This is a genomic window from Duganella sp. CF402 (assembly GCF_900109645.1).
GTDB lineage: Bacteria > Pseudomonadota > Gammaproteobacteria > Burkholderiales > Burkholderiaceae_D > Rugamonas.
This window is the reverse complement of the sequence record NZ_FOBG01000001.1, coordinates 3590214-3609878: the sequence shown is the minus strand read 5'-3', so window position 1 is coordinate 3609878 and position 19665 is coordinate 3590214. Positions and strand designations below refer to the sequence as shown.

The window sequence follows — 19665 nt, the reverse complement described above, 5'->3', positions numbered from 1 at the left end:
AGGTTCTCCATGAAGATTGCCAACGATGTGACGCAGCTGATCGGCCACACCCCGCTGGTGCGGCTGAACCGGTTGAACCAGGGCAGCACCGCCCAAATCCTTGCCAAGCTCGAATACTGCAATCCGGCCCACAGCGTGAAAGACCGCATCGGCCTGTCCATGATCGAAGCGGCTGAAGCGGCCGGCCAGATCCGTCCCGACACCATCATCCTCGAACCGACCAGCGGCAACACCGGCATCGCGCTGGCGATGGTGTGCGCGGCGCGCGGCTATCGCTGCACGCTGGTGATGCCGGACACCATGAGCCGCGAACGGCGCATGCTGCTGCGCGCCTATGGCGCCGAGCTGATACTGACGCCCGGCAGCGAAGGCATGATGGGGGCGATCCGCCGCGCCGACGAACTGGTCGCGTCCGACCCGCGCTACCTGATGCCGCAGCAGTTCAACAATCCCGCCAATCCGGAGGTGCACCGCCGCACCACGGCCGAGGAAATCTGGCACGACACCGAGGGCCGGGTCGACATCCTGGTGGCCGGCATCGGCACCGGCGGCACCATCACCGGCGTGGGCGAAGTGATCAAGGCGCGCAAGCCGGACTTCCGCTGCGTGGCGGTGGAGCCGGAAGCCTCGCCGATCCTGTCCAAAGGCACCAAGGGGCCGCACCCGATCCAGGGCATCGGCGCCGGCTTCGTGCCGGGCGTGCTGAACACCCACATCTACGACGAAATCGTCTGCGTGTCGAACGCGGATGCGTTTGAGACCGCGCGCCGGGCGGCGCGCGAGGAAGGACTGCTGGTGGGGATTTCCTCCGGCGCCGCGCTGTGGGCCGCGCTGCAAGTGGCGCAGCGGCCGGAGAGTGCCAACAAGATCATCGTCACGGTGATCCCGTCATTTGGCGAGCGCTACCTGAGTACCGCCCTGTACGCCAATCTGGCCGATTAATGGGCGTGCACTTCCGGCTTTAAACAGCATTCCTGCGCGCTGGCGCCGAGGCGGGTCTGCAGGGTGCTGTGCTGGATGGAAAACTCCTCGCGCAGTTCCTTGCTGATGGCGTCGATGGCGGCGTCGCCCGGGTAGCCGGACGGCGTGACCAGTTGCGCCGTCAGCGCGTTCTCGGTGGTGCTCATGGCCCAGATGTGCAGGTCGCACACCTCGCTCACGCCCGGCTGCTGGCGCAGGAATTGTTCGATTCCGGCGCGGTCCACATTGTCCGGCACGGCGGCCAGCATCATGCGCAGCGACTGCTTGAGCAGCGACCAGGTGCTGGTCACGATGAAGGCCACGATGATCATGCTGACCAGCGGATCGAGCCAGTTCCACGCCGTGTAGCGCACGATCACGCCGGCCACCAGCACGCCCAGCGAGATGGCGGCGTCGGCCGCCATGTGCAGGTAGGCGCCGCGGATATTGATGTCGTCCTTGCTGCCGGCCATGAACAGCCAGGCCGAGAAGCCGTTGACCAGGATGCCGACCCCGGCCACCACCGACACCGTCAGGCCGGCCACCGGATCCGGATGCAGCAGCTGCTGCACGGCTTCCCAGGCGATGCCGCCGCAGGCCGCCATCAGCAGCATGGCGTTGAACAGCGCGGCCAGCATCGAGGTGCTGCGCAGGCCGTAGGTGTACTGCTTGTTCGGTGCGCGCCTGGCGAGGATGGCGGCGCCCCAGGCCAGCATCAGGCCCAGCACGTCGGACAGGTTGTGGCCGGCGTCGGCCATCAGCGCGGTGGAATTGGCCAGGAAGCCGTAGAAGAACTCGATGCCGACGAAGGCCGTGTTGAGCACGATGGCGATGGCAAACGCGCGGCCCATCGTGTTCGGGTCGCCGTGATGATGGTGATGGCCGTGCGCATGATCGTGGCCGTGATGGTGGCCATGTCCGTGATCGTGATGATCGTGGTCATGGTGGTGATGATCGTGGTGCTTGCTCATGCGTCGGTCCCGGTGGAAGGTTCGGCGATATGCTCGAGCATATCGTTGAGTACGCCGCTGATATGGGCATCGGCGGCGGAATAGAAAACTTGTTTGCCCTGGCGCTCGGACTTGACGATGCGGGCCGCGCGCAGCAGGCGCAGGTGGTGGCTCACCAGCGAGCCGCTCAATTCCAGTGTAGCGGCGATCTCGCTGACGGCAATCGGCGCCGGCATGCAGGCCAGCACAATGCGCAGCCGGGTAGGGTCGCCGAGCAGGTGGAACAGATCGGCCAGCTGGGCGATTTGCGGATCGCAATGGGAATAATCGTGTTGGCAGCTCATGAATGCTAACAAGTGAATAGGTGTTCATATGTTAGCACAAACTGCCGGCCCGACGCGCGGGCCGCTTATTTTTGCAATTCGGCGGGCAGCTGGGCGCGGAGTTTGGGATCGAGTTGTTGCAGGGCGCGTTCGATGCGCTCGGCTTTTTGCAGCGCCTGCGCTTGCTCGGCGCTCAGGCCGGATTTGTGGAAGGCGGCCTGGCCGCCCAGCACCAGCAGGGCGCTCAGGATGGCGATGCCGGCCGCCATCGCCAGCAGGCGCAGTTCGCGTGGCGTGATCGAGGATGACTGCGTGGCGATGGGCCGCACCATGCCGGCCGAAGGCGTCGGCACGTAGCCGGGCGGGTGCTCGGCGGCGGCGTGACCATGCCCGTGGCCTTGCTGCTGCGCCACGTGCAGCAGGTTTTCCGAGGCGGCGTCGATGCGCGCGACGTGGCGCTCCACCGCTTCCTCCAGCACCGCTTCGTTCAGCGCCACCAGCGCGAACACCGGGTCGTCCACGTCGATCTTGACGCCGGTCTTTTCAAATACCAGGCTGCGCAGCTTTTGCTGGTCCATGTCGGCTTACCACTGCACGTTGTCGAGTTGCTCGAACAGGTCGCGGAACACGACCTTGATGCGCTGCTTTTCCATCACGTTGAATTTGTCGCTCTCGCGCACCTCGGCCGCCGTCAGGCGCGCGGTGTTCATTTTCTTGATGTCGGCGCCGAAGGTGTCGGCGTTGCGCGCCGACAGCACCACCCGGCCCACCACGCGCGATGCGTTGTCGGCATAGGTCTGCGATTCGATGAATTGCTTGCCGGTCGCCGATTGCAGCAGGCCGAAGTGTTCGTTTTCCCACAGCACCAGCGGCACCGAGGTGGCCTTGGCGGTGGACACAAACCCCATCGCGGTATCGTGCAGGGTGTCGCCGCCGCCGACGATGGTGTGGATGTAGACCTTGCGGCCCGATTCCTGCAGCAGCGCGAAGCAGTCGTTCTCGATCAGGTAGCCCATCAGCGGCGAGAAGGTGTTGGCGCCGTTGTCGATCACGCAGTTGCCGTCTTCTTCCAGCAGGTCGATCATCAGCGCGTCGAAGCGCTTGTTGTCGATGGTGCGGCTGTCGGTCATCACCGGCACATGCTTGACGTTCATCGCCTTGTAGCGCGAGAAGGTCGCATTCTCCTGGTCGGTGTCGTAGCAGCGCAGCGGCTGCTGGCCTTCGGCCACGTCCTTGCTGGCGATCCACTGCGCAAGGATGGTCGAGACCAAGGTCTTGCCGATGCCGCCTTTACCCTGGAGAATAAAATGTACCGTGTTTTGCATCTACTACTCCCGAAACGCTTTTGAATGCGTCGAGAGTAATTGTTTTGCCGCGCGAAGGCAACCTGCTGGCTTAATTTATGAAACGCAGCAGCCCTTGCAAGGCGTGGATCACGGTTTGCTCGCGCACCGCGCGGCGGTCGCCGCTGAACACCAGCCGCTCGGTGTGCACGGTGTCGCTGTTGGCCCAGCCAAAGCACACGGTGCCGACCGGCTTGCCCGGCACCGCGCCGGTGGGGCCGGCGATGCCGGTGGTGGACACCGCGATGTGGGCGTTGCTGGAGCCGAGCGCGCCGGACGCCATCGCCGCCGCCACTTCTTCCGACACGCTGCCCATCTGCGCGATCAGCGCGGCCGACACGTCCAGCATTTCGGTCTTGGAGGCGTTGGAATAGGTGATGAAGCCGCAGTCGAACCAGCCGGTCGAGCCGGCGATTTCAGTAATGGCCTGGGCCACGCCGCCGCCCGTGCACGATTCGGCGGTGGCCAGGATCAAGCCCTTGTCCTGCAGTGCTTTGCCGACTTGCGCGGCGAGATCGAGGATGGTGTCGCTGTTGCTCATGGCTACTCCTTCGCTAGTTCCTGGGGGCTTGATGCCACTCTACCACGCCCTTCGATATCGATGCCAGTGGCGCACGGAAATTTGTTATAGTGGCAACCGTGCGCCACTGTTGGTGCAGGCTGGTAGAGTAACTGATGAGCTCGATTCCCTCGGAGGCGCAATGATCAGCCAGACCGACATCCATCACGCCCGCATCCTGATCGTCGACGATCAGCCGGTCAATGTCGAGTTGCTTGAATACCTGCTGACCTCCACCGGCTACAAGGCAGTCGACGCCACCACCGACCCGCGCGTGGTAGCCGCCCGCCATGCGCAGCAGCCCTACGACCTGATCATCCTCGACCTGCAAATGCCCGGCATGAACGGCTTCGAGGTGATGGAAGCGCTCAAGCCGCTGGAGCCGGACAGCTGGCTGCCGGTGCTGGTGGTCACCGCCCAGCCCGACCACAAGCTGCGCGCCTTCGAGTGCGGCGCGCGCGATTTCATCAGCAAGCCTTTCGATCCGGTCGAGACCTTGACGCGCATCCGCAACATGCTGGAGATGCGCCTGTTGCACAACCGCGAGCGCGGCTACAACGCCCGTCTCGAGCAGACGGTCCGCGAGCGCACCGCCGAGCTGCAGCGCTTCCGCAGCGCGATGGACGCCACCGCCGACGCCATCTTCCTGCTCGATACCGACAGCGCCGAACTGGTCGACGTCAACGACGGCGCCTGCCGCATGCTGGCCTATCCGCGCGGCGAAATGCTGGGCCAGACCGCCAGCCGGCTCGGCCTCGGTGCGCCGGACGCCTTGCGCCAGCAGGCCGAGCGGCTGGCGGCCTACGCAGTGGCGCTCGGCCAGGCCCGGACGCCGGAGCTGGCCGAGCTGGAACTGATGCGCAGCGACCTGATCACCGTGCCGGTCGAGCTGTACTGGCAGTTGCTGCAGCGGCCCGGCCAGCCCTCGGTGCTGCTGGGGGTGGCGCGCGACATCAGCGAGCGCCGCCAGTCCGAAGAGCTGCTGCAGCGCATGGCCCACTATGACAGCCTGACCGGCCTGCCCAACCGCACGCTGTTCTTCAAGGCGCTGGCCGACACCATCGCGCTGGCGCAGGACAAGTCCTGGCGTGTCGCCGTGCTGTTTATCGGGCTGGACCGTTTCAAGGGCATCAATGACTCGCTCGGCAGGGCGTGCGGTGACGAATTGCTGCGCCAGTTCAGCAACCGGCTGGTGCAGTGCGTGCGCATCCGCGACACTGCCGGCCGTCTCGGCGGCGACGAGTTCGCGCTGATCCTGACCATGAACCGCGACCAGCAGGACGCCGTCAACGCCGCCAACGAGGTGCGCGACGCGCTGCGCCAGCCGTTCGAGCTGGACGGCCAGCTGGCCGTGCTCAGCGCCAGCATCGGCATCGCCCTGTATCCGGACGACGCCACCGATCCGGAAACCGTAGTCAAGTACGCCGACACCGCCATGTCGCGCGCCAAGCAGGCCGGGCGCGACAACTACCGTTTCTTCACCGCCGGCATGAATGTGCAAGTGCTGGCGCGCCTCGACATGGAGCTGGCGCTGCGCCGCGCCTTCGAGAACGACGAGCTGCGCCTGCATTACCAGCCCAAGGTCAACCTGCACACCGGCATGGTGGCCGGGGTCGAATCGCTGCTGCGCTGGCAGCGGCCCGGCTTCGGGCTGGTGTATCCGGCCGAGTTCGTGCCGGTGCTGGAAGATACGGGGCTGGTGGCCGGGGTCGGCAACTGGATCGTCGATGCCGCCTGCCGCCAGATCGCCGCCTGGCTGGCCGACGGTACCGGCCCGGTGCGGGTGGCGGTCAATGTCGCCAGCCGCCAGTTCGTGGAAGGCGACCTCGAACTGACGGTGCGCGACGCGCTGCGCCGCCACCAGGTGCCGCCCGAATTGCTGGAACTGGAACTGACCGAAACCGCGCTGATGTCGAACGCCGAACGCACCATCACCGTGCTGCAAAACCTGAAGGCCCTTGGCATCAAGGTCGCCATCGACGACTTCGGCACCGGCTATTCCTCGCTGGCCTACCTGCAGCGCTTCCCGATCGACAAGCTGAAAATCGACATCGCCTTCGTGCGCGAGATCACCACCAATCCCAACGATGCGGCCATCGCGCTGGCCATCATCAGCATGGCGCACAGCCTCAAGCTGCAGGTGATCGCGGAAGGGGTGGAGACGCGCGCCCAGCTCGAATACCTGCGCCGCAGCCGCTGCGATGAAATCCAGGGCTACTTCTTCAGCCGTCCGCTGCCGCCGGAGGAGCTGAGCCAGCTGGTGCGCTCGGCGCGCAGCCTGCCGCCGGCGCCGGGCGCGGCCAGCCAGCCGGCGCAGACGCTGCTGATCGTTGATGACGATGTGAATGTGCTGGCCTCGCTGCACCGCCTGTTCCGCCGCGACGGCTACCAGATCCTGAGCGCCGCCACGCCCATCGAGGCGTTTGAATTGCTGGCCCTGCATTCAGTGCAGGTGGTGGTGTGCGACCAGCGCCTGCCGGTGATGAGCGGCACCGAGTTCCTCAGCAAGGTCAAGGAAATGTACCCGGAGACCATCCGCATCATCCTGTCCGGCTACACCGGGCTGGAGTCCGTGCTCGATTCGATCAATCGCGGCGCCATCTACCGCTTCTACACCAAGCCGTGGGACGACACCCAGCTGCGCGACAATATCCGGCTGGCGTTCCACCACTATTGGCTGATGCACGGCAGCGGCAAGCTGGCCGGGCAGCCGGAGGATGCGACTGCCCTGCAGCCGGCGGTTCAGGAAGTGAAGTGATCGAAGCTGGCGAGCTTGAGGTCGAGTGCGGCGCCGCCGGCATCCACCAGCCGCAGGCCGCCTTCCGCCTCGATGCGGCCGACGCGCGTGACCGGCGTGGCCACGCTGCCCGCCGCCGCAAGGATGGCTGCGCGCGATGAGGCCGGTGCGGTGAAGCACAGCTCGTAATCGTCGCCGCCCGCCGCCGTGTAGGCGCGGCGCAGGCCGGTTTCCCTGGTGGCCAGCACGTCGCCGGCCGGCAGCGCGTCCACGTCCAGCGTGGCGCCCACGTGCGACAGCTTGAGAATGTGGCCGAGGTCGCCAATCAGTCCATCCGAGATATCGACCGCCGCACGGGCGATGCCTTGCTCGGCCAGCAGCACGCCCAGTTCCACGCGCGGCACCGGCGTGTGCATGCGCACGGCGGCGGCGCGCAGCGCGGCCTCGTCCAGCGGGTGCTCCTTGCGGTAGCCGGCCAGCGCCAGGCGGGCGTCGCCCAGCGTGCCGGAAATCCAGATGTCGTCGCCGGGCTTGGCCGCGCTGCGGCGCAGGGCCTGGCCCGGACGCAGTTCGCCAAACACGGTGATGCAGATATTCAGCGGGCCCTTGGTGGTGTCGCCGCCGATCAGTTCGATGTTAAAGGCGTCGGCCAGCGCGAACAAGCCCTGCGAAAAGCCGTGCAGCCAGTCGCGGCTGGCTTCCGGCAGCGCCAGCGCCAGCGTGAAGCCGACCGGGCGCGCGCCCATTGCCGCCAGGTCGGACAGGTTGACCGCCAGCGCCTTGTGGCCGAGCCGCTGCGGGTCTTCGCCGGCGAAGAAATGGCGGCCTTCGACCAGCATGTCGGACGAGATGGCGGTTTGCAGGCCGGGCGTGGGCGTGATCAGCGCGCAATCGTCGCCGATGCCGAGCGTGGCGCGCACGGCGTGGTGAGGGCGCTGGAAGTATTCCTTGATGAGGTCGAATTCGGAGAGCATGCGCTATTGTAGCCGCTTGATCAGCTCCTCCACGCCCAGCGGCGACAGGCTTTCATCGGACAGGAACAGCCAGTCATGGTTGGCCAGCCGCACCGCCACGCCGTTGACGTGGAAGCGGCTCAGCAGATTCGGCGTGAAGAACAGCTGCGGCCCGGCTTCGTAGGTGGCACCGGCCAGCACGATGTACAGCTTGCTGGCGCCGGCCTCGACGGTGGCGGCGTCCAGCGTCAGCTGGTCCAGCTTGCCCTGGCCGGTATGGATCAGCCCGCCCTGCGAGCGGCTGTAGACGAAGCCCAGTGGCTGCTGGTCTTCCTGCCAGCGCAGCAGCTGTTGCCAGGCCGCGCCCTGCGGCGAGGCGCCGGCCGGCTCGGGCAAACGCTTGGAAACGATCAACGAAGACATGCCACCTCCTCATTTTCATAGACTAGCGAATAGCATCAGCTTAGTCGAATTCGGCACGGGGACGCTTCGCATCGTGAAATATCAACAATTTCAATCAAATTTCATCAATCGATAGCGAAAGGTAATTAGTTCGGAAAATTGATTATGTTGCGTCTATCCCTCGTCCATTGAGGCAAAAATTCGGCTAACGCCCGGCAAGTGCATAAAAAATGCCGATAAAGGTAAAGTCAGTTGGTGAAAATACCTACTTAATTGAAAGAATTGGTCTGATAAAATCATAGGCCTTCGATCGCAAAAATATGGGAAGGCTGTAAAGCATGGATTCGTCACCTGAGAAAAAAGAAGCAATTCGTCAACAATTACGCGCTTCGGCGCTGGAATACCACGAGTTTCCGACCCCAGGCAAAATCAGCGTTACCCCGACCAAGCAACTGACCAACCAGCGCGACCTGGCGCTGGCTTACTCCCCGGGCGTGGCAGCGCCTTGCGAAGAAATCGTCATCGACCCGGCCAACGCCTATAAATACACGGCGCGCGGCAACCTGGTGGCCGTCATCACCAACGGCACCGCCGTGCTGGGCCTGGGCAATATCGGCCCGCTGGCCGCCAAGCCTGTAATGGAAGGCAAGGGCGTGCTGTTCAAGAAATTCGCCGGCATCGATGTGTTCGACATCGAGATCAATGAATCGGATCCGGACAAGCTGGTTGACATCATCGCCTCGCTGGAGCCGACCTTTGGCGGCGTCAACCTGGAAGACATCAAGGCGCCGGAATGCTTCACCATCGAGCGCAAGCTGCGCGAGCGCATGAAGATTCCGGTCTTCCACGATGACCAGCACGGCACCGCCATCATCGTTGGCGCGGCCATCCTGAACGGCATCTCGCTGGTCGGCAAGGACATCAAGCAATGCAAGCTGGTGGTCTCGGGCGCTGGCGCTGCTGCGCTGGCCTGCCTGGACCTGATCGTCGACCTCGGCTTCCCGCTGGAGAACATCTACGTGACCGACCTGGCCGGCGTGGTCTACAAGGGCCGTACCGAGCTGATGGATCCGGACAAGGAACGCTTCGCCCGCGAAACCGACGCCCGCACCCTGGCCGAAGTGATCCCGGACGCCGACATCTTCCTCGGCGTGTCCGCCGGCGGCGTGCTGAAGCAGGACATGGTCAAGGCGATGGCGCCTAACCCGATCATCCTGGCGCTGGCCAACCCGAATCCGGAAATCCTGCCGGAAGACGTGAAAGCCGTGCGCGGCGACGCCATCATGTGCACCGGCCGCTCGGACTATCCGAACCAGGTCAACAACGTGCTGTGCTTCCCGTACATCTTCCGTGGCGCGCTCGATTGCGGCGCCACCACCATCACCCGCGAAATGGAAATCGCCGTGGTGCACGCGATCGCCGAGCTGGCGCACGCCGAGCAGTCGGACATCGTCGCCACCACCTACGGCTTCACCAACCTGTCGTTCGGCCCGGACTACCTGATCCCGATGCCGTTCGATCCGCGCCTGCTGACCAAGATCGCCCCGGCCGTGGCCAAGGCGGCCGAGGATTCCGGCGTTGCCACCCGTCCGATCAAGGACCTGCAAGCCTACGAAGAAAGCCTGCAGCAGTTCGTCTACCGCTCGGGCACTTTCATGAAGCCGCTGTTCCAGGTCGCCAAGAAAGCGCCGCTGGACGTCAAGCGCATCGTCTACGCCGAGGGCGAAGAAGAGCGCGTGCTGCGCGCGGTGCAAGTGGTGTGCGATGAAAAACTGGCGCGGCCTATCCTGGTCGGCCGTCCGGCCGTGCTGGAAGCGCGCATCAACAAGTTCGGCCTGCGCCTGAAGCAGGGCGTCGACTTCGACGTCATCAACCCGGACCACGACGAGCGCTACCGCGACTACTGGCAGGATTACTACGAGCTGACCGCGCGCAAGGGCGTCACGCAAGAGTACGCCAAGCTGGAAATGCGCCGCCGCCACACGCTGATCGGCGCCATGATGATCAAGAAGGGCGACGCCGACGGCATGATCTGCGGCACCTTCGGCACCACCCAGCTGCACCTGCACTACATCGACCAGGTGCTGGGCCGCCGCGAAGGCGCTTGCGTGTACGCCGCCATGAACGTGCTGGTGCTGCCGCAGCGCCAGCTGGTGATGGTCGACACCCACGTCAACGAAAACCCGGACGCCAACGAACTGGCCGCGATCACCTGCATGGCCGCCGACGAGATGCGCCGCTTCGGCCTGTCGCCGCGCGCCGCGCTGCTGTCGCACTCCAACTTCGGCTCGTCCAACAACGCTTCGGCGCAGAAAATGCGCGCGGCGCTGGAACTGGTCAAGCAGCGCGATCCGTCGCTGGAAGTGGACGGCGAGATGCACGGCGACACCGCGCTGGACTCGAAGCTGCGCAACCAGATCATGCCAGGCTCGACCCTGACCGGCGACGCCAACCTGCTGGTGATGCCGAACATCGAATCGGCCAACATCGCTTACAACCTGGTGAAGACGGCGGCCGGCAACGGTATCGCGGTCGGCCCCATCCTGCTCGGTTGCGCCAAGCCGGTGCACATCCTGACGCCGTCGGCCACCGTGCGCCGCATCGTCAACATGACCGCGCTGTGCGTGGTGGATGCAGTGGCTCAGCGCTAATTCAACTGGTTTAACAGGGCCGGTTATCGTCTTGGGGCGGTAACCGGCTTTTTTATTTCCCCTGTAACAATGTGTAAGTGATGTAAAACGCGGGTTTTCGTTAGAAATTGGCTTCTGGCGCTCTGTTACAATGTTGGGTTACTAAGATATTTGCAATTCACCATGCAGAAAATAAAAAAAGCGCTGGTTACCGGCATCACCGGCCAGGATGGCGCCTATCTGGCACAACTGCTGCTGGAAAAGGGCTATGAAGTCACCGGTACCTACCGCCGCACCAGCTCGGTCAACTTCTGGCGCATCGAGGAACTGGGCATCCAGTCGCATCCGAAGCTGCACCTGGTCGAGTACGACCTGACCGATCTCGGTTCCAGCATCCGCCTGCTGCAAAACGCCCAGCCGGACGAGGTGTACAACCTGGCCGCGCAGAGTTTTGTCGGTGTGTCGTTCGAGCAGCCGGTGACCACCGCCGAGATCACCGGCGTCGGCCCGGTGAACCTGCTGGAAGCGATCCGCATCGTGAATCCGAATATCCGTTTCTACCAGGCGTCGACCTCGGAAATGTTCGGCAAGGTGCAAGCCGTGCCGCAGAAGGAAGACACCCCGTTCTACCCACGCAGCCCGTACGGCGTGGCCAAGCTGTATGCGCACTGGATGACGGTCAACTACCGCGAGTCCTATGGCATCTTCGGCTGCTCGGGCATCCTGTTCAATCACGAGTCGCCGCTGCGCGGCCGCGAGTTCGTCACCCGCAAGATCACCGATTCGGTGGCCAAGATCCATCTCGGCCAGCTGGACGTGCTGGAACTGGGCAACCTCGACGCCAAGCGCGACTGGGGCTACGCCAAGGAATACGTCGAAGGCATGTGGCGCATCCTGCAGGCCGATCATCCGGACACTTACGTACTGGCCACCAACCGTACCGAAACCGTGCGCGACTTCGTTGCGATGGCCTTCAAGGCGGTTGACGTGGCGCTGGAGTGGAGCGGTGCGGCCGACCACGAAATCGGCACCTGCAAGAAAACCGGCAAGGTGCTGGTGCGCGTGAATCCGAAATACTACCGCCCGGCGGAAGTGGAATTGCTGATCGGCGATCCGGCCAAGGCCACCAGGGAACTGGGCTGGAAGCCGTCGACCACGCTGGAACAACTGTGCCAGATGATGGTGGAAGCCGACCTGCGCCGCAATAAAGCCGGCTTCTCTTTCTAAGGAGTCCAGATGGCCGCTGAAGGCACGGGCAAACGCGCCCTGATTACCGGTTTGTCCGGCTTCACCGGCCATTACGTGGCGCAGGAATTGCGCGCCGCCGGCTATGAAGTCTTCGGCACCATCACGCCCGGCCACGCGCCGGGCGAGCGTGAATACGCGGTCGACCTGAATGACCGCGCCGGCCTTGCCGCCGTGGTGCGGGAAGCGCAGCCGGATGTGGTGGTGCACCTGGCCGCCATCGCCTTCGTCGCGCATGGCGATGTCGAACAAATCTACCGCGTCAACGTGGTCGGCACGCGCAACCTGCTGGAAGCGCTGGCTGCATCGCCGAAGAAGCCGTCGGCCGTGCTGCTGGCGTCCAGCGCCAATATCTACGGCAACACCGACGTCGGCGTGATCCATGAAGACGTGCCGGCCGCGCCGGCCAACGACTACGCCGTCAGCAAGCTGTCGATGGAGTACATGGCGCGCCTGTGGCAGGACAAGCTGCCGCTGATCGTGGTCCGTCCATTCAACTACACCGGCGTGGGCCAGCACGAAAACTTCCTGCTGCCGAAAATTGTATCGCACTTCCGCCGCAAGGCCGCCGACATCGAGCTGGGCAACCTGCACGTGTGGCGCGACTTTTCCGATGTGCGTATGGTGGCAGCAAGCTATCGCAAGCTGCTGGCAGCGCCCGTTGCGGTAGGTGGCGCTTTCAACATCTGCTCCGGCCACGCGTACTCGCTGGGCGAAGCACTCGACATGATGGCCGATATCGCCGGCTACAAGATCAACGTCCACGTCAATCCCGCCTTCGTGCGCGCCAATGAGGTGGTGCGACTGGTCGGCGACAACCGCCGCCTGGTGGCCGCCGCCGGTGCGCTGGACATCGTGCCGCTGGCCGACACGCTGCGCTGGATGTATTCGGCGTGAGCGCGCAAGCCACCCTGCGCACCGGCCTGTCGGTAACGACGGCGGAGCCGGTGCTGACCAACGGTCGCCTCGATGGCATCGGCGTGTACAGCCGTGCGCTGCTCGACCACCTGCCGCAGGCCGGCGCCGAGGTGGTGCCGCTGTCGTTCGCGCCGCACGGCGACGCGCGCAAAGTGACGCTGGGCCGCGCGCTGCCGCTGTCCTTCCCGCTGGCGACGCTGGGCGATTTGATCCTGCCGTCGTCGGTGCACCTGAGCACACGCGTGGCCTTGGAGAAGGGCGCCGCACCGCTTGATCTGTTCCACGCCACCGACTACCGCATCGTGCGCATGGACTGCCCGGTGGTGGCCACGCTGCACGACGCGCTGCCGATTTCGCATCCGGAATGGGCCAGCCCGAAGCTGCGCAAACTGAAGAACTGGCTGCAGGCCAAGGCCGCGCGCAAGGCGCAGCATGTGATCACCGGTTCGCATTACTCGATCCGCGAGCTGGTCGAGCATTTCGGCGTCGATGAAAACAAGATCAGCGTGGTGCACCACGGCGTGGCCGCGCATTGGTTCGACGCGCCGTCCGCCGAGGAGCGCGATATCACACTGGAACTGCATGGCCTGAGTGCAGGCTACTTCCTGTTCGTCGGCACGCTGCAGCCGCGCAAGAACGTCGAGCGTTTGCTGGAAGCCTATCTGGGCCTGCCGCCGGTGCTGCGCGCCTCGCGCCAGCTGGTGATCGTCGGCCAGCCGGGCTGGCGCAGCGAAGAACTGGTCAAGCGCATCAAGGATGCGCAGCAGCGCGGCGAGAACGTGGTCTGGCTCGACCAGCTGACCGAGGCGCGCCACCTGCGCCACGTGTACGCCGGCGCCGGCGCCTTCGTGTTCCCGTCGCTGCACGAGGGCTTCGGCCTGCCGCTGGTGGAGGCGTTTGCCGCCGGCGTGCCGGTAGCCTGCTCGAATACCACCTCGCTGCCGGAAGTGGCCAACGGCGCAGCGGTCGAATTCGATCCGCTGTCGGTGGCCGATATCACCGCCGCCATGACCACGCTGGCGCGCGACGACGCGGTGCGTGCGCGCTGCATCGCCGCAGGCCGGCGCCGCGCGCTGGAACTGACCTGGGATGAAGCGGCACGCCGCACCGTCGCCGTTTATCACGAAGTACTGAAGAAATAAGCCCCATGCGCGTCCTCCATTTTTACAAGACCTACTATCCCGACACCTGGGGCGGCATCGAACAAGTGATCCGCCAGCTGTGCGTGGGCACCGGACGCCTGGGCGTGACCAACGAAGTGCTGACGCTGAGCCGCAGCGGCCCGTCCAAAATCGAAATCGACGGCCACACCGTGCACCGCGTGCCGCTGGATTTTGAAGTCGCCTCGACCGGCTTTTCGTTCGCAGCCATTCGCAAGCTGGCGCGCCTGGCGCGCGATGCGGATGTGATCCACTACCACTTCCCGTGGCCGTTCATGGACATCGCCCACTTCATGGCGCGCATTAACAAGCCGTGCGTGGTGACCTACCACTCGGACATCGTGCGCCAGAAAAACCTGCTGCGCGTGTATAGCCCGCTCAAGCGCCGCTTCCTGCGCAGCGTGGATACGGTGGTGGCGACCTCGCCCAACTACCTGGCCTCGTCGCCGGTGCTCAAGCGCTTCGAGCACAAGACCCGCACCATCACCTACGGCCTCGATAAGTCGACCTATCCGGTGGCTTCCGAAGAGTTGAAGGCCAAGTGGCGCGCCCAGTTTGGCGAGCGCTTCTTCCTGTTCGTCGGCGTGCTGCGCTACTACAAGGGCCTGCACATCCTGCTGGATGCGATGGCCAATCTCGATTACCCGGTGGTGATCGTCGGCGCCGGCCCGGAAGAGCAGGCGCTGAAGCAGCACGCGCAGCGCCTCGGCCTGACCCACGTGCATTTCATCGGCGCGGTGGAGGAGGACGACAAGGCGGCGCTGCTGGAACTGAGCTACGCGATGGTGTTCCCGTCGCACCTGCGCTCGGAAGCCTTCGGCATCTCGCTGCTGGAAGGCGCGATGTACGGCAAGCCGATGATCTCGAGCGAGATCGGCACCGGCACCACCTACATCAACATCGACAACGACACCGGCCTGGTGGTGCCGCCGGACGATCCTGCGGCGCTGGGCGCGGCCATGCGCACTCTGTGGGAGCAGCCGGAGCTGGCGGCAGGCATGGGCCGCCGCGCCGAGGCACGCTACTGGGAGCTGTTCACCGCCGAGACGATGGCGAAGAACTACCATGCGCTGTACCGCGAGCTGGCCGGCAAGGCGCGGTAGAATATCCACTCCCCACTGAATACCGGAGACTCGCGTGCGCTGCCTGGTGATTGAAGACGAAGCCGAAACCTCCAACTACATCTGCAAGGGCTTGCGCGAGGCCGGCTACGTCGTGACTGCCGCCGCCACCGGCCCGGCCGGACTCGATTACGCCAGCAGCGAGGACTGGGATATCATCATCCTCGACCGCATGCTGCCGGGCCGCATCGACGGCTTGTCCATCGTCGACAAGCTGCGCGCGCTGGGCAAGCAGACCCCGGTCATCATCGTCAGCGCCATGACCACCATCGACGCGCGCGTGAGCGGCTTGCGCGGCGGTGCGGATGATTACCTGTCCAAACCCTTTGCCTTCTCCGAACTGCTGGCGCGCGTGGAAGCGCTGCTGCGCCGCAGTGCGCCCGGCGCCGACAGCACGCAGCTGCAAGTGGCCGACCTGAAGCTCGACCTGCGCACGCTGCGCGTCACGCGCGGCAACAAGGTGATCACGCTGCAGCCGCGCGAATACCGCCTGCTTGAATACCTGATGCGCAACGAGAACCAGGTGGTGACCCGCACCATGCTGCTGGAATCGGTGTGGGATTACCACTTCGACCCGCAGACCAATGTGATCGACGTGCAGATCTCGCGCCTGCGCGCCAAGGTGGATAAAGACTTCCCGGTGCAGCTGATCCACACCCTGCGCGGCGTCGGCTACCGCATGGGCGTGACGCCGCCGGACGAGTCGGAGTAATCGCTTGTTCCGCTTCCGCACCTCGATCGCCGCCAAGCTGGTGCTGGGCTACGGCCTGCTGGGGATCGCCTCCATCGCGGCGGTGTCGCTGGTGTTCTACAGCGGCACCATCGGCGTGATCGACCAGAACATCGACGGCAAGATCGTGGCGCAGACCGAGCGCCTGCTGGCGAATGTCGGCGGCGGCCACCGCGCCGCACTGCTGGCCGAAGTGCGCCGCCAGCTTGGCGACGGCATCGACAGCGACCGCGAGATTTTCCAGATCCTCAATGCCGACGGCACGTCCGCCGGCGGCAACCTTGGCTCGTGGCCCAGCGTGGCGGACGCCGAGGACTTCATCACCACCACCGTGCTGCGCAACGGCCGCAGCTCTCCGGCGCGCCTCTACATACGGCCTTTAAACGATGGCGGCACGCTGATCGTCGGCCGTGATTTAAGCGAGGAGGAAGCGGTGCGCGAAGTGATCTGGCGCGCGCTGGCGGCCGGCGCTTGCGTGTCGCTGATGCTGACGGTCGCCGGCGCGCTGCTGTTCCGGCGCAGCATCGAGGCGCGCCTCGGCGAGATCCGCCGCACGGCGGCGCAGATCGAGGCCGGCGACTTAAGCCCGCGCATCCCCGTCACCGGCAACGATGAATTCGCGCTGCTCAACCGCGACATCAACCGCATGCTGGACCGCATCGAACTGCTGATGGAGGGCATACGCCACGTCTCCAACGCCATCGCGCACGACTTGCGCACGCCGCTGAGCCGCATACGCGGCCGGCTGGACGACGCGCTGCGCCACGAGATGACGGTACCCACGCTGTCCACCGCCGCGCATGACGCCATCGACGATATCGATGACCTGATCCGCTTGTTCGAACGCCTGCTGCAAATCGCCGAAGCGGAATCGGGCATGCGCGGCCGCCTGTTCGAGCGGCTTGATTTGGGCCGGGTGGTGGCCGATATCGGCGAGATGTACGAAGCCATCGCCGAAGACAGCAACATCAAGCTGACCGTGGATGCGCCGGATTCGCTGCACGTGGACGGCGACCGCAACCTGCTGGCCAGCGCCGTCGCCAGCCTGCTGGACAACGCCATCAAGTACGCCGGCCCCGGCGCCGCCATCCATGTGCGTGCGGGCCTGTACCACGGCGAGGCCTCGATCGCGGTGCACGACAATGGCCCGGGTATTCCGGACGGTGAGCGCGACAAGGTGACGCAGCGCTTCTATCGCCTCGACAAGAGCCGCCATATGCCGGGCAATGGCCTCGGCCTGTCCATCGTCAGCGCCACCGCCACCTCGCACGACGGCCGGCTGGTACTGGAAGACGGCGCGCCGGGACTGGTCGCGCGCATCGTGCTGCCGCTGGCTGGCTAACCGATTCGTAATGTGACCGCAAGCTTGCGGTAAGCCGTGCACTCCTATGATGTACTGATCCTATCCGGTCTCACACATCATGCACGACTTAAGCGACATCGCCAGCTGGCTGCAGCACCATCCCATCCACCACGACTCTTCGGTGCACAGCACCTTGCCCGATCCGACCTTTGTAACGGAAGGCGAAACGGTGGTGTCCTTCAGCACCAACAACTACCTGGCGCTGGCCAATCATCCGCGTCTGGTGGCGGCGGCCAAGCAGGGACTGGACCGCTACGGTGTGGGCAATTGCGAATCGCGCCTGCTGGGCGGCGACCTTGAGGTATACCGCGAACTCGAACGCCGCCTCGGCGCGCTCAAGCACAAGAGCGACGCGGTGCTGTTCGTCACCGGCTACATGGCCAACATCGGCGTGCTGTCGTCGATCGTGAAAGCGGCCACGCTGGCGCGGCTGCACGGCTTCCGCGCGAAGAAGCGCCACAAGTACGCCTACTACTCGGACGAATTCAATCACATCTCGATCCGCGAAGGCATCCAGATGTCGGGCGCGCTGCGCTACAACTACCGCCATTGCGATATGGACCATCTTGAATCGCTGCTGCAGGCCGGCGCCGCCGACGGCACCACGCCGATCATCGTCAGCGACGGCGTGTTCAGCATGGAGGGCACGATTGCGCCGCTGCCGCAGCTGGTGGCGTTGGCCGAACGTTTCGGTGCGCTGCTGTACATCGACGACGCGCATGCCACCGGCATCCTGGGCGCCAACGGCGGCGGCACCTCGGAACACTTCAACTGCTACAGCAGCAACATCATGCAGATGGGGACCTTGAGCAAGGCGCTCGGTTCAATCGGCGGCTTTGTGGCGGTGGACAAGCAAGTGGCGGACGTGATCCGCCTGACCAGCTCCGCCTACGGCTTCACCTGCCCGCCGCCGCCGGACCAGGCAGCGGCGCTGCTGGCCGCATTGGATATGCTGGAAGAGGAGCCGCAGCGCCGTCAGCAATTGTGGGACAACCAGCGCTACTTCATCGAGCGCATGGCGCCGCTGGGCTACACCATCATCTCGACCGCCACGCCGATCCTGCCGGTGCTGATCGGCGACGCCGAAACCTGCCAGCGCTATGCGATGGAACTGCGCGCCGAGGGCGTGCATGTGGACGCGATCCAGTTCCCGGCAGCGCCGGTGGGACAGGCGCGCCTGCGCTTCATGATGAACGCCGGTCACACCAAAGCGCAGATCGATCACGCGGTGAGCGTGATGGCGCGCCTGGCGGGACGTGGCGAGCGGCTAAATTAATGCTCTGCCCAGCGTTCCTTGATCTCAAGCAGCGCGGGCATCTGTTTGAAGAAGAGGTCCACCAGCCGGCCTTCGAAGTGCTGGTCGCGCTGCGCCTCCATGTGCGCGACCGCCTTTTCCACCGGCCACGCTTCCTTGTACGGCCGCGCGGAAGTCAGCGCGTCGAACACGTCGGCAATCGCCACGATGCGGCCGACCAGCGGGATCTCTTCGCCCTTCAAACCGTTCGGATAGCCGCTGCCGTCCCACTTTTCGTGGTGGGTGACGGCGACGTCGTAGGCCATCGCCAGCATGCCATGCGGATGCTTGCCGATGATGTCACCGCCGATGGTGGCGTGCGACTGCATGATCTTCCATTCATCCGGATCCAGCGCCGCCGGCTTGCGCAGGATGCTGTCCGGGATGCCGATCTTGCCGACGTCGTGCATGGGCGCCGCGTGCAGCAGGTCTTCCGCTTCCGCCTCGCTCATGCCGAGCGCCAGGCCGAGGATGCGCGAGTAGTGGCTCATGCGGATCACGTGCAAGCCGGTTTCGTTGTCCTTGTACTCGGCGGCGAGGCCGAGGCGCTGGACGATTTCCAGGCGGGTCTTCTTCAATTCATCCATGCCCACCAGCGACAGGTGGTTGCGCACGCGGGCGCGCACGATGGGCGGGCTGACCGGCTTGGTGATGTAGTCCACCGCGCCGGCTTCAAAGCCCACCACTTCGTCGTCGGTGTCGCTCAGGGCGGTGACGAAGATGACGGGAATCGACGCGGTGGCCGCGTCGGCCTTCAACAGCTTGCAGGTTTCGTAGCCGGTCATCCCCGGCATCATCACGTCCAGCAGGATCAGCTGCGGTTGCTCGGAGCGCGCCAGTTCCAGCGCGCGCGGTCCGTCCTTGGCGAACAGCAGGCGGTATTGGTCTTGCAGGATATGGCGCAGCAGCTGCAGGTTGCTGGCTTCGTCGTCGACGACCAGGATGTGCGGCTGGTTTGCATGATGCGTGGTTCTCAT

General features: G+C 64.8%; 18 protein-coding genes. 10 read left to right on the top strand and 8 right to left on the bottom strand.

Features of this window, described 5'->3' with window-relative positions:
• The first annotated feature begins 9 nt into the window (after positions 1 to 9).
• The gene (gene cysK, locus BMZ70_RS16190; RefSeq protein ID WP_092276360.1) at positions 10 to 942 is read left to right on the top strand and encodes a cysteine synthase A; all 933 of its coding nucleotides are present in this window, start codon (positions 10 to 12) and stop codon (positions 940 to 942) included.
• Here cysK and BMZ70_RS16185 read toward each other — a convergent pair.
• The 5 genes from BMZ70_RS16185 to BMZ70_RS16165 all read right to left on the bottom strand — a co-directional run bounded on the left by BMZ70_RS16185 (position 939) and on the right by BMZ70_RS16165 (position 4117).
• Entirely contained in the window at positions 939 to 1931 is a 993-nt protein-coding gene (locus BMZ70_RS16185) for a cation diffusion facilitator family transporter (protein WP_092276357.1), read from the bottom strand. The genes cysK and BMZ70_RS16185 overlap by 4 nt on opposite strands.
• Positions 1928 to 2254 (bottom strand): ArsR/SmtB family transcription factor, encoded by a 327-nt coding sequence (locus tag BMZ70_RS16180; RefSeq protein ID WP_092276354.1) that lies wholly within the window; start codon positions 2252 to 2254, stop codon positions 1928 to 1930. Before BMZ70_RS16180 ends, BMZ70_RS16185 begins: the two co-directional genes overlap by 4 nt.
• A gap of 65 nt (positions 2255 to 2319) precedes the next feature.
• Positions 2320 to 2811, bottom strand: coding sequence for a hypothetical protein (locus BMZ70_RS16175; RefSeq protein ID WP_092276351.1), 492 nt, complete (start codon positions 2809 to 2811; stop codon positions 2320 to 2322).
• A gap of 6 nt (positions 2812 to 2817) precedes the next feature.
• Positions 2818 to 3558, bottom strand: coding sequence for a P-loop NTPase family protein (locus tag BMZ70_RS16170; RefSeq protein WP_092276348.1), 741 nt, complete (start codon positions 3556 to 3558; stop codon positions 2818 to 2820).
• Between the two features lie 70 nt (positions 3559 to 3628).
• Positions 3629 to 4117, bottom strand: a complete 489-nt coding sequence (locus BMZ70_RS16165) for a CinA family protein (protein WP_092276345.1) — start codon at positions 4115 to 4117, stop codon at positions 3629 to 3631.
• 160 nt (positions 4118 to 4277) lie between these two features.
• On the opposite strand from BMZ70_RS16165, the gene BMZ70_RS16160 reads away from it, so the two are divergent.
• A complete protein-coding gene (locus BMZ70_RS16160) occupies positions 4278 to 6893 on the top strand; it encodes an EAL domain-containing protein (RefSeq protein WP_092276342.1) in 2616 nt (871 codons plus the stop codon).
• Here the strand turns inward: BMZ70_RS16160 and thiL are convergent.
• Positions 6878 to 7846: a thiamine-phosphate kinase gene (thiL, locus tag BMZ70_RS16155; protein ID WP_092276340.1), complete on the bottom strand. Its 969-nt coding sequence runs from the start codon at positions 7844 to 7846 to the stop codon at positions 6878 to 6880. The two genes, BMZ70_RS16160 and thiL, sit on opposite strands and share 16 nt — an antisense overlap.
• A gap of 3 nt (positions 7847 to 7849) precedes the next feature.
• On the bottom strand, positions 7850 to 8248 hold the full coding sequence (locus BMZ70_RS16150; RefSeq protein ID WP_092276337.1) for a hypothetical protein: 399 nt from the start codon (positions 8246 to 8248) through the stop codon (positions 7850 to 7852).
• A gap of 317 nt (positions 8249 to 8565) precedes the next feature.
• Between BMZ70_RS16150 and BMZ70_RS16145 the strand changes: the two genes are divergently transcribed.
• The 8 genes from BMZ70_RS16145 to BMZ70_RS16110 all read left to right on the top strand — a co-directional run bounded on the left by BMZ70_RS16145 (position 8566) and on the right by BMZ70_RS16110 (position 18670).
• Positions 8566 to 10878: an NADP-dependent malic enzyme gene (locus BMZ70_RS16145; RefSeq protein ID WP_092276334.1), complete on the top strand. Its 2313-nt coding sequence runs from the start codon at positions 8566 to 8568 to the stop codon at positions 10876 to 10878.
• A gap of 162 nt (positions 10879 to 11040) precedes the next feature.
• Positions 11041 to 12084: a GDP-mannose 4,6-dehydratase gene (gene gmd / locus BMZ70_RS16140; protein ID WP_092276332.1), complete on the top strand. Its 1044-nt coding sequence runs from the start codon at positions 11041 to 11043 to the stop codon at positions 12082 to 12084.
• Positions 12085 to 12093: 9 nt separating this feature from the next.
• Positions 12094 to 12999, top strand: coding sequence for a GDP-mannose 4,6-dehydratase (locus tag BMZ70_RS16135; protein ID WP_092276329.1), 906 nt, complete (start codon positions 12094 to 12096; stop codon positions 12997 to 12999).
• The gene (locus BMZ70_RS16130; protein WP_165403461.1) at positions 12996 to 14162 is read left to right on the top strand and encodes a glycosyltransferase family 4 protein; all 1167 of its coding nucleotides are present in this window, start codon (positions 12996 to 12998) and stop codon (positions 14160 to 14162) included. The genes BMZ70_RS16135 and BMZ70_RS16130 overlap by 4 nt, the downstream gene beginning before the upstream one ends.
• 5 nt (positions 14163 to 14167) lie before the next feature.
• Positions 14168 to 15283 (top strand): glycosyltransferase family 4 protein, encoded by a 1116-nt coding sequence (locus tag BMZ70_RS16125; protein WP_092276323.1) that lies wholly within the window; start codon positions 14168 to 14170, stop codon positions 15281 to 15283.
• Positions 15284 to 15317: 34 nt separating this feature from the next.
• Positions 15318 to 16013 carry a response regulator transcription factor gene (locus BMZ70_RS16120; protein ID WP_092276320.1) on the top strand — a complete coding sequence of 232 codons (696 nt, stop codon included), beginning with the start codon at positions 15318 to 15320 and terminating at the stop codon, positions 16011 to 16013.
• A gap of 4 nt (positions 16014 to 16017) precedes the next feature.
• Positions 16018 to 17373, top strand: a complete 1356-nt coding sequence (locus BMZ70_RS16115) for a HAMP domain-containing sensor histidine kinase (protein WP_092276317.1) — start codon at positions 16018 to 16020, stop codon at positions 17371 to 17373.
• Between the two features lie 79 nt (positions 17374 to 17452).
• The gene (locus tag BMZ70_RS16110; RefSeq protein WP_092276314.1) at positions 17453 to 18670 is read left to right on the top strand and encodes an aminotransferase class I/II-fold pyridoxal phosphate-dependent enzyme; all 1218 of its coding nucleotides are present in this window, start codon (positions 17453 to 17455) and stop codon (positions 18668 to 18670) included.
• Here BMZ70_RS16110 and BMZ70_RS16105 read toward each other — a convergent pair.
• Entirely contained in the window at positions 18667 to 19665 is a 999-nt protein-coding gene (locus BMZ70_RS16105) for a response regulator (protein WP_092276311.1), read from the bottom strand. The genes BMZ70_RS16110 and BMZ70_RS16105 overlap by 4 nt on opposite strands.